A 7348-nucleotide genomic window follows, 5' to 3' on the forward strand; every position below is an offset into this window, starting at 1 on the left:
TTGCCTCTTGGTTTATCAATTGGGAGATCTGGGCGTGCTGCTGAGAGTGTGGTGTGTTTTGCAAATCAATAATCGGCATAGAAAACAAGTGTGCAGCGTCTTGCACAACCTGTATCGGTCCATCATCGGTATCACGATATACGGTGCGCAACACTTGATGACGCTGAATAATTTCTGAGATCACCGCCTCAGCTCTAGCAACATCAAACGCGCCTGAAATTTTTACAGCGTGAGACATATTATATTGAGCACTTGCTGGCTCCATTCGATGTGCAAACCACATTCGCTTTTGCGAATACGACAATTGGCTTTGCTGCAATTTAGTAACCGCGATTTTATTTTCTGAACTGGCCTTATTCGCCAATAACCTATCAATAATATCACTTTTATGTTGCTTAATTGCTGATAATAATGGCTGATCCATCGCGCCTTTCGGCGCGGAGATCTTTATTTGCTCATCGTCTGTTAATAACAGCTTGATACGCCTTTGTTCGAGCGCAGCAAATAACTCATATATACTCATACTATAAATACTTCCTCTTCAACATCAGAATCAACGTCAACGTCAACCGATGTTACAGCGATAAATTCAGACACCTTTTTAATGGTCAATAATGAAAAAAGATCCTTAATGTCGAGCTTCACATTTAGCTCAGCTTCAATTTCTGTCACCAACCTAACTGCAAGCAGTGAATCTCCACCTAATTCAAAAAAGCTACTTACTGCGCTTATTGAATCTGAGTCTCGATTCAAAACTCTCCCCCAAATTTTGCCTACAGTAACTTCCATTTCTGTACTAAGTGGTACAAACTCTCCCTGTAATTGCGCTAGATCTGGCTCAGGAAGGGACTTTTTATCAACTTTCCCGTTTATTGTTAGTGGTAGCCTATCCACAACGGTAAAAATACTAGGTACACAATATTCAGGCAGCTTTTTCGCTAAATACTCTTTACTTTTCTCTATTAAAGATATATTCGATTCATCGCTACTTGCTGCTGAGATATAGGCAATTAAACGACTATCTCCAGATTCATCCTTTTTGGCGATCACTGCGCTCGCCATTAAAAAGTCTAACTCTGAAAGGTGGCGCTCTATTTCGCCCAGCTCAATACGATGCCCTCTTATTTTAACCTGTTCATCTATTCTGCCAATAAATTCAATACTGCCATTATCTAGGTACTTAACCAAATCCCCTGTACGGTATAGCTTCTCACCTGAATATTCATCAAATGTGTTTTCAATAAAGCTAGCGTTTGTCAGAGCCTGTTGATTTAGATACCCCCTTGAAACACCAATGCCACCAATCACCAATTCACCAACTGCGCCAATAGGCATCAAATCCAATGAGGGCGATACAATGTAACTTGAAACGTTAGGTATACTAGAACCTATTTCCTTATTACTTACACCAGGTAAGTATTGTTTGGTATGGCTACATATACTTGTTTCAGTTGGCCCATAAGCAAGGTAATAACGACAGTGTTTAGACCACAGCGATAACATATGCTCATTACTACTTTCTCCACCGACAATTAACGCTTCTAAATTGGTTGCCGAATCTGGTTTAACCATAGATAACGATGATGCTGCTAGCGATAAGTGTGTAATATTTTGCTCACTAAGAACACTATTTACATTTTCTATTGCTGCTAATTTATCATTGCCAACGAGGTATAGTCCTGCGCCAGATGTTAAGGCCATCCAAATATCTGCTTGTGCTACATCAAATGCAGGCGAAACAAATTGTAATACATTGGACGAGTGGTCAATTTTGTATTCTAGCGCAAGTGCTTGCACGGCATTTGCGACACCAACATTTTCAACCATAACGCCTTTTGGCGTTCCAGTCGAGCCTGATGTGTAAATTATGTATGCTAAAGATGATAAATGCGCTTTTTCATCCCTCGCTGGGTTGTCACTACCAAACCCATCCAATAAGGTATTTGCCATTTGCCCATCCAAAGGCACAACCATTTGAGAGTCAATTGGCAACTCAGAAAACAATGCTTCTTGAGTCAAAATAATGTCAGCGCACGTATCTTCTAAAATAAAGTTAATACGCTGCTCTGGCAACTGCATATCTACCGGAACATATGCACACCCGGCTTTATTCACACCAACAATAGCTGCGACTAAATCGACTGAGCGCTCTATGCATAGCGCAACCAATGAATCTTTTTCAACGCCTTGAGACAGCAACAGGTGAGCAATTTTATTCGCTTTCGTATTTAACTGGTTATAAGTCAATGACTCTTCTGCGCTCCATACTGCCAACTTATCAGATTGTTGCGCAACTTGGCTCTCAAAGGATGAAGCTAAAGGTATAACTTGCTCTCGATTAATACGTTTGTTCATCTCACACGTGAGACGCTTTATATCATCTTCATTTAATATTGATAACTCATTGACAGAGCGCTCACTATTTTCTCCAATTGACGTAAGTAAACCAAATAAGTGTCCAGCAATTTGGTCAATTTGCACTTGAGAATACTGATTGCGATTATATTGGAGCTTCACATTCAACTTTTTCCCAAGAGAAGCTCCCACTGTAAGGTCATAATTAGTTCCTTCATGAGTAGAAACAAATTCCCCCGTTAGCCCCTGCTCTGATACTTGCTCTGAAATACCCTCACCAGTAGGATAATTAGCAAAAATAATCACACTATCAAACAAGCCTCGTTGACCCACTGGCGCGCACCGCTGGATCTCCGCAAGAGGTAGATAGCTATGAGCTTCTCTTGTAACCAAATCAGCATATAGTCCATTTAACCACTGCGCTACACTCAGGTCTAAATCAACATCAACCACAGTAGGGATCGTATTGATGAATAATCCTACCATTTCTTCGATCCCATCGAGTTCAGCGGGCCTACCCGACGTAACTGTACCAAATGCCACCGTTGTTTCACCACTATACTTAGCGAGCAATAATCCCCAACAAGCTTGTAAAATCACATTGACCGTGGTTTTGCATTCATTCGCTAAATGTTGCAACTGTTCTGTTTGTGCAACAGATAAATCTAAGTGAATGTCATCCATATCTTTTGCTAATGGAATGCTTTGCCCTACCATCATTGGCATTGGCGTCACTTTACCAAGCTTAGATAATGCCTCATGCCAATACGTTTTTGAGTCACTCATATCTTGTTGTTGCAGCCAACCAATATAATTTCTATATGGCATACGCTGTGGTAATGACGCGGGCTGATTTTGCATAAATGCTTGGTAACATTTTGTCACATCACCAAATATAATTGGACCACACCACCCATCTAAAAGCGCATGATGATGTGTCCATAATAACTGGAATGTATGCTCGTCTAATTTGAACACGGTAACTCGCATCAGAGGCGCTTGAGTAATATCAAAACCTTGCAACTTATCCTCACTGCGATACTGTTCAATTTTCGACAGCTGTTCACTTGCGCTCAGTTCACTTAAATCTACTTCAGTCCATGGCAGCCTAACCTTCTCATGTACCCGTTGATGGGTATTATTAACATCACTTCCGACAAAAGACGTTCTAAAGATTTCATGTGCACCAATCACATGCTCCCATGCAGCCTTGAAGTGGGGTAAATGCACATTTTTAAATTCAAAAATAGCCTGAATAACATAATTTCCTGGCGTGAGCAGACTATGGTATAGGAGGCCCTGTTGCATTTCGGTTGCAGGGTATAAATCTACAATATCATCACAAGTCCATGCATCGAGTTCTCGCTGCTCCACATCTGCCAACTCAAAATCTGAAGGTGTGTATCGGCCGTTCGATGTGTTTAAGCAATGGCTTACAATATCAGCAACGGCTTGCTCAAATTCTTGCATCAGCAAGTTCATTCTATCTGCGCTATACAGGTTTTCGTCAAAAGCTAATGTGAATTTAAGTTTATCTTGAGCTACCATACCGTTAAGTACCAATGGATAGCGATTCACTCTATCTGTACTTGCAGCTTGACCAGATGATTCTTGTGCAACCGAAAAAGAGTTATTTTCATTTACAACTTGATCAAATTGCCCAAGGTAATTAAATACGAGCTCTGGTAATTCTAAGTTACTAACAATGGGGTCTTTTGCCATGTATTTAAGCACGCCAAACCCAATGCCTTTGTTCGGGATCGTTCTATATTGCTCTTTACTCGCACAAATAAACGCTTCAATATCAAGGCTACCGTCAGGTAAAAAGAGCGTCACCGGATAATTCGTGGTAAACCAGCCAACGGTTTGACTTAAATCTATCGATTCAAAAAGTGCCTCTCGACCATGACCTTCCAACTCTACTCGTAATGTAGACTCTCCACACCAACGATTCATTGCAACAAACAAGGATGCCAATAATAATTCATTTACTTGCGTACGATACACGCCTGGACAATCTTGGAGTAATTGATTGGTCAACTCGCTGTTTAACTGCCAAGAAATAGATGTTTTCTTAACCTCTTTTTGCGACTCGGTCTGCGCATACTCTCTAAAACAAACAGTTGGCAAAGACCCTCGTTCCAACCAATAATTTTTTTCAAGCTGGAGCGACTCACTTTGTGCATACGCCTGTAAATGTTGAGCCCATTGCTGATATGACGACGTTTTTTCTCCTAGCTGGAGGTCAGTGTTAGTTTGCCACTGCGTGAATAACTTTTCTATATCTTCAAGGATGATTCGCCATGATACTCCATCAGTTATTAAGTGGTGCATGACAATGAGTAGTCTATCAAGCTCCGCCCCCGTGTGGCTTATTCGAACTACCTTAAACAGGTTCGCATCCGCTATGCTCAAACTTCTATGCACTTCATCTGCAACAAGGTTTAGCTTTGAATACGAATCATCAGGCAGTTGCTTGTACTCTATTGCACCTTCAACTAAATCATATCCATATTCACGAAACTCAGCTTGCCAGCCATCTGCTTCTTTACTAAAACACAGCCTCAATGCATCATGACGTCGATAAAGCTGCGTAACAACTTGCTCAATCACACTTTGCTCTAATGTGCTTGGAATGCTCAATAAAACAGCTTGATTGTAATGATTAACATCTACCTCATCTTCAAAGAAGTACTCATGAATGGGTAAAAGCGGCATTTTTCCTTCTATATCACTTTGAGGAGCTTCAACAATTACACCCGACTTAGCCAATAGTGCAAGTGAACTAATATTTTGTGCATCAAAAATATCCTTAACAGTAAAATGTAGGCCTCGTTTTGCAGCTCTGGATACCATTTGTATCGATAAAATTGAATCACCTCCCAATTCAAAAAAGCTACTTTGTACACTGAGTGCCTGAGCATCAATCTTGAGTAACGCAGCCCAAATATCTACAAGTATTTGTTCAACGTCATTCGAAGGTGCGATGAAATCTCCTTGAAGTTCTGCCATGTTGGGTTCTGGCAATTGTTTTTTATCAATTTTACCGTTGGCAGTGAGTGGAAACTTTTCTAACGCAAGCCAAGCTGATGGGATCATATAATCTGGGAGCTTTTCTTCTAGCGACTTTCTCACTGAGTTGATAAAGTACTTTTTCTCCATATCCGTAGAGTTCGGAATGAGATAAGCAACTAAGCGCTTAGCTCCCTCTTGTTCCTGCACAGTGACATAAGCTGCCGAAACAAGCTCGTTATTTACCAGCTGCTGTTCAACTTCACCTAGCTCAACGCGATACCCTCTGATTTTAACTTGTTCATCTACTCGACCAATAAACTCCAAGCCACCACAAGGTAAATATCTTACTAAATCTCCCGTACGATAAAGGCGACATGACTTTCCAAGTTTAAATGGATTGGCAATAAACTTCTGCGCAGTCAATTCTTCCTGATTCAAATAACCGCGAGCAACCCCTGTGCCTCCAATTAATAGCTCCCCGACCGCTCCATATGGCATTAGCTTATTGTGTTTCGACACAATGTAAGTTTCAACATTGTCAATCGCGCGGCCAATGCTATTTGGTAACATGCCTGCTTTAAACTCAATAGTGTGACTACACACGGTGGCTTCTGTCGGACCATATGCAAAAAAGTAAGCACAGCGCTCTTGCCAGTAATTTAATACTGTGTCATTGCTGATTTCACCGCCGGAGATAACCGCTTGTAATGATGTGGTTTTTGGAACTTTGATCAAAGACAAAAAAGTCGGCGATATTGCAAAGTGAGTTATGCGTTGGCTATCTAGTAATTTATTGATATGCGTGAGCATATTCTGCTTTTCTTGTGGACACAGTACCAGGGTTGCACCGCGTGATAAAGTCATAAAAATATCCGCTTGTGCAACATCAAATGCTGGTGAATGTGCCTGCAATAACCTAGCTGTTTGCTCAATTCGATATGTTTCACTTAACGATAACGCTAAATTGGCAATACTATGATGTTCAACCATCACACCTTTTGGCTGGCCAGTTGAACCGGAAGTATAGACAACATATGCAACGTCACTCGTAGACTGCTCGCTAGAATTCAAGTTGCTCTGAGGATATTGATCTAATAGCCCTTCAATCATCTCGTCATCAAGTGCTAACAGCATTTGGTCATCTGCTGGTAATTCCGAAATAAGATCTTGCTGAGTAAGTATAATCTCAGCATTCGCATCATCCAAAATATACGCAATTCTTGACTCAGGGTAAGTAACATCAACTGGGATATATGCACCACCTGCTTTTAATACACCTAAGATTGCAACAATTAAATCAATCGAACGCTCAATACATAAGGCAACAAAACTATCCGATTGCACGCCCTGTGCACGTAAGAAATGCGCAAGTTGGTTGGCTCTGTTATTCAGCGCTTCATAAGTGATTTCTTCCCCTGCAAACCACAGTGCCGTGTTATCTGGATTTTGCTTCGCTTGCACCTCAAATTCTTGGTGTAAAAGTGGCAGATCTACGCTCACAACATCAGGGTTAAGCTCATCAACTAAATAAGAAGCTTCACTAGGTGACAGTAGTTCAATAAGACCAAGCTGTTTATGCTGGCTTGCCGTTAAAGACAGAAGCAATTGCTTAAAATGTGCTACGACTTGCTGTATATCACAGTCATTGTATTGCTGAGTATTATATTCAACAGCAATATCTAAAATATTCGTCAATGTTGCACTAACAGTAATTGCATAGTTAGTTTCCTCAAATGAGCTAATAAACTCGCCATCCAGTCCGGCTTGCGTTGCTTTGCTGCCTAATGAGTCATCCATTGGGTAATTAGCGAAAATTAATAAACTATCAAATAGACCTTGCTGTCCCCAACTCCCGCAGCGCTGGATCTCTGCCAGTGGTAAATAGCTATAAGACTCTCGCTCAATTAAGTCGCTATGTAGATCTTTTAGCCACGCCCCTACTGTCTGTGTTTCATCAATACTTAACACCGCTGGAACT

General features: G+C 41.0%; 2 protein-coding genes. Both read right to left on the bottom strand.

Features of this window, described 5'->3' with window-relative positions:
• A partial coding sequence (locus tag QNM16_RS24850; protein ID WP_284022914.1) for a condensation domain-containing protein occupies nt 1-523 on the bottom strand: 523 nt, incomplete at its 3' end.
• Complete coding sequence (locus tag QNM16_RS24855) at nt 520-7338, bottom strand: non-ribosomal peptide synthetase (RefSeq protein ID WP_284022915.1); 6819 nt, start codon at nt 7336-7338, stop codon at nt 520-522. The genes QNM16_RS24850 and QNM16_RS24855, both read right to left, overlap by 4 nt.
• Between the last annotated feature and the right edge of the window lie 10 nt (nt 7339-7348).

The sequence above is a fragment of the Pseudoalteromonas umbrosa genome (genome assembly GCF_030125375.1).
GTDB classification, from domain to species: Bacteria; Pseudomonadota; Gammaproteobacteria; order Enterobacterales; family Alteromonadaceae; genus Pseudoalteromonas; species Pseudoalteromonas umbrosa.